At 71.0% G+C, this 4,018-nt stretch carries 4 protein-coding genes; 2 read left to right on the forward strand and 2 right to left on the reverse strand.

Translation table 11 applies throughout. From position 1 onward, the window contains the following. Together ACYVE7_RS30580 and ACYVE7_RS30585 are read right to left on the reverse strand one after the other, a co-directional pair. Nucleotides 1-961, reverse strand: a 961-nt coding sequence (locus ACYVE7_RS30580; RefSeq protein ID WP_460369599.1) for a DUF58 domain-containing protein, incomplete at its 3' end; no start/stop codon positions are given. Nucleotides 962-976: 15 nt separating this feature from the next. After that, the gene (locus tag ACYVE7_RS30585) at nt 977-1,951 is read right to left on the reverse strand and encodes an AAA family ATPase (RefSeq protein WP_460369600.1); all 975 of its coding nucleotides are present in this window, start codon (nt 1,949-1,951) and stop codon (nt 977-979) included. 344 nt (nt 1,952-2,295) lie between these two features. Between ACYVE7_RS30585 and mraZ the strand changes: the two genes are divergently transcribed. Further along, nucleotides 2,296-2,727, forward strand: a complete 432-nt coding sequence (mraZ, locus tag ACYVE7_RS30590; protein WP_460369602.1) for a division/cell wall cluster transcriptional repressor MraZ — start codon at nt 2,296-2,298, stop codon at nt 2,725-2,727. A gap of 229 nt (nt 2,728-2,956) precedes the next feature. Then, nucleotides 2,957-3,928, forward strand: a complete 972-nt coding sequence (gene rsmH, locus ACYVE7_RS30595) for a 16S rRNA (cytosine(1402)-N(4))-methyltransferase RsmH (RefSeq protein WP_460369604.1) — start codon at nt 2,957-2,959, stop codon at nt 3,926-3,928. The last annotated feature ends 90 nt before the right edge of the window (nt 3,929-4,018 follow it).

The following is a 4,018-nucleotide window of genomic DNA, read 5'->3' on the forward strand; positions in this document are numbered from 1 at the left end:
CCGGCACCAGCGCGGTGCCGCGCGACAGGCCGATCACGGCCAGGGCCTCCAGCAGCTCGCCGCCCGCGGCGGTGCCGGGCGCCGCCGTCACCTCGCCGTGCTCCCGCTCGTCGGTGACGAACCGCAGCGAAAGGCCCTCTTCGGCCAGATGCACCCCGATCGAGGCCGCGACACTCACCGCCTGCTCGAACGAGGATCCGGGGCCTTCGCCCCAGTGGACGGTCCTGCGGGTGTCGAGCAGGATCGTGGCGCGGCTCTGCCACTGCTGCTCCTCCCGGCGCACCATCAGCTCGCCGTACCTGGCGGTGGAACGCCAGTGGACGCGGCGCAGGTCGTCACCGCGCCGGTACTCGCGCGGCGCGACGTCGTCCTCGCCCGCCGTCGAGACGGTCCTGGCGCGGGACTCGCCGTCGCCGCTCCACGCACCGAGCACCCGGCCCGGCGGGAGCGGCACGACCGGCGGCGTCACGGTGAGGGTGTCGGTGAGGCTGAAGGAGCGGGCCAGCTCGACCAGGCCGAACGGGTCGGCCAGCCGGACGGTCAGCGGCCCCACCTTGAACCGGCCCCGCACGTCCGACCGCAGCCGGTAGGAGAGCTCGCGCGCCCCGACCGGCTCGATCCGGTCGAGCACGAACCTGGCCCGCCCGCCGAGCGTGTAGGGCACCCGGTCCTCGACCAGCAGCAGCCCCGTTGGCAGCCGCGAGACGTTCTCCAGCCGCAGCTCGGCGAGTGCCTCATGGCCGACGGGCAGCCGCGACGGACCGAGCCGCCGCGCGCACGCCAGCCGGTACCTGGTCCTGGACACGGCGAACGCGGCGAGGAGCGGCAGCACCAGGATGAGCATCCCGGCCCGCAGCAGATCCTGCTCGCCGAGCAGGATCGCGCAGGCCACGGCCGTCAGCCCGGCGGCCACGAAGGACCTGCCGCGCGTCGTCAGCGCGCCCAGCGCCACCTTGATCATGCGACCACCCCGCGGTCAGCCGCGGACGGGCAGGCGGGAGACGATCTCCGTGACGACCTGGTCGGGACGGCGCCGCTCGACCTGGGCCTCGGCGGTCGGCAGCAGCCGGTGCGCCAGGACGGGCACGGCCAGGGACTGCAGATCATCGGGGAGCACGTACTCGCGCTCCTCCAGGGCGGCGCGGGCGCGCCCGGCCCTGATGAGCTGGAGCGTGGCCCGGGGGGAGGCGCCCAGCCGCAGGTCGGGATGGGTGCGGGTGGCGTTGACCAGGTCGATCGCGTACTGCTTGACGGCCGGCGCGACGTGCACGGCCCGCACCAGGGCGATGAGCTGCCGGACGTCGGCCACCGTGGCGACGGGCTTGAGCCCGTCCAGCGGCGAGACCCGCCCGTGCCCGTCCAGCATCGCCAGCTCCGACTGGGGGCTGGGGTAGCCCATCGAGATGCGCGCGGTGAACCGGTCCCGCTGCGCCTCGGGGAGGGGGTAGGTGCCCTCCATCTCGATCGGGTTCTGGGTGGCGATCACCATGAACGGCGGTTCCAGCGGGTGGGTGGTGCCGTCGACGGTGACCTGGTGCTCCTCCATGCACTCCAGGAGGGCCGACTGGGTCTTGGGCGAGGCGCGGTTGATCTCGTCGCCGACCAGGATGTTCGCGAACACCGGGCCCGGCATGAACTCGAACTCGCGGCGCTCCTGGTTGTAGGCGCTGACCCCGGTGATGTCGCTGGGCAGCAGGTCGGGCGTGAACTGGACGCGGCGCACCGTGCCGTCGACCGACCGGGCCAGCGCCTTGGCCAGCATGGTCTTGCCGACGCCGGGGACGTCCTCGATCAGGAGGTGCCCTTCGGCGAGCATCACGGTCAGCGCGAGGCGCACGGCCTCGGGCTTGCCCTCGATGACCGATTCCACCGCGGTTCTGATCTTGGACGCGATGCCGACGATCCCGCCGCCGTAGCCCTGCCCGACTCCACCGTGCGTGCTCACTGCCACGAAATCTCCGCTTCTTCCCGGGTTTACGCCACCCGCTGGTTTCAGCCCAGGGTCAATCTATTGCCATCGGACACCCACTGGGCGTCGCAGCATTATCCGGGTTTGTCGAGCTTGTCGACAGCCGGGGGTCAACCTCCCTGTTTGACACGCCGCGGCCCGTCCGCGCGCCCCACTCCGCCCCACCCTTGCTGAGCTGGGAGTTTCGCAGGTATTGCCCCCTGGTGACACGCGTTTACATAGTTGACGGTGGGGAGGAGTGGAGTACAGTGGGGCGTCGTGGGGGACGGATCTCCACAGCTATTTCTCGAGCTGTTGACGGCGGCGGCGCGGGGAGGTGAGGCCGAATGTTCCTCGGTACTCATCCGCTGCGCCTTGACGACAAGGGACGGCTGTTCCTCCCGGCCAAGTACCGGGACGAACTGTCTGGGGGACTGGTGATCACGAAGGGCCAGGAACGCTGCCTGTACGTCTTCCCTTTGGCAGAGTTCGAGCGCATCACCGAGGCACTGGCCACCGCTCCCGTCACCGCCAAATCCGTCCGCGCCTACAGTCGCGTCTTCTTCGCCAGCGCCTCCGACGAGGTCCCCGACAAATCCGGCCGGATCACCATTCCGGCCGCCCTGCGCGGTTATGCGGGGCTGGACAGGGACTGCGTCGTGATCGGCGCCAACGCGCGTCTGGAGATCTGGGACGCGCCCTCCTGGGAGAGCTACCTCGAGCAGGAGGAGCAGGCGTTCTCCGACCTCTCCGAGGAGGTGTTGCCCGGGATTCTCTAGCAGTGCGACCCGCGTCCGGCCAGGTCTCCACCCGCTCTCCCCAAGCCAGCTGGCACAGCTTCCCCGGTGCCAGGTGGCCCTTCCTCAGGGCAAGCGGTTGGGGACCTGGCCGGGCGACATCGGTCGCCGGTCTTCGACTTCAACGGTTGAATTGACCGGTCTGACAGGTGAATGGGTCTTATGTCCGATCGGCCGCGAGCGGTCGGCATCAGTGGGGGTGGAGTTTTCTATGAGCATGGGCACGCCCGAAAACGGGCCGGAACTGCACGTCCCGGTTCTTCTCGAGCGCATCCTGGCGACGCTGGAGCCCGCCGTGGGGGCGGAGGGTTCGGTCTACGTCGACGGGACGCTCGGCATGGGCGGGCACGCCGAGGCGATGCTCACGGCCTTCCCCGGGCTGCGTCTCATCGGCCTGGACCGCGACACCACCGCTCTGGAGCGGTCCGCGAAACGGTTGGAGCCGTTCGGCGACCGCGTCACGCTGGTGCACGCGATCTACGACGAGCTCCCCGAGGTGCTGGCACGGCTCGGCATCCCGCGGATCAACGCGATCCTGTTCGACCTGGGCGTCTCCTCGCCGCAGCTCGACGAGCTGGACCGCGGGTTCGCCTACTCCTACGACGCCCCGCTGGACATGCGGATGGACCAGACCCGCGGCATCACCGCCGCCGACGTGGTCAACACCTACGCGCCCGGCGACCTGGTGCGGATCCTGCGCGAGTACGGCGAGGAGCGGTTCGCTCAGCGCGTCGTCTCGGCGATCGTCAGGGAACGTGACAGGGAGCCGTTCACCGGGACGCTCCGGCTGGCCGACCTGGTCCGCACCGCGATCCCGGCGGCCACCCGCCGCAGCGGCGGCAACCCCGCCAAGCGCACCTTCCAGGCGCTGCGCATCGAGGTCAACGCCGAGCTGGCCGTCTGGGGACGGGCCCTGCCCGCCGCCCTGGACGCCCTCGCGCTCGACGGCCGGATCGCGGTGCTGTCCTACCAGTCACTCGAAGACAAGATCACCAAACGGGTTCTGGCCGATCGCACGACCGACCGCACCCCGCCGGAGCTTCCCGTGCCGCTGCCCGAACTGCAGCCGCGCTTCCGCCTGCTCACCCGGGGGAGCGAGCAGGCGTCCGAGGACGAGATCACGACCAACCCACGGGCCGCGTCGGTGCGTTTCCGCGCCGCCGTTCGGGTTCGGGAGGACTGAGGCGATGACGACGATCGAGCGCAGGACCGCGCCCCGCAAGCCACCGGCCGGCCGTCCCGAGACGGGCGGCGAGCCGGGCGCCGGCGCGCG

The organism is Actinocorallia lasiicapitis (genome assembly GCF_054778695.1).

Coding starts and splice junctions, on each gene's coding strand:
- mraZ (WP_460369602.1), top strand. CDS start 2,296: ATGTTCCTCGGTACTCATCCGCTGCGCCTTGACGACAAGGGACGGCTG.
- rsmH (WP_460369604.1), top strand. CDS start 2,957: ATGAGCATGGGCACGCCCGAAAACGGGCCGGAACTGCACGTCCCGGTT.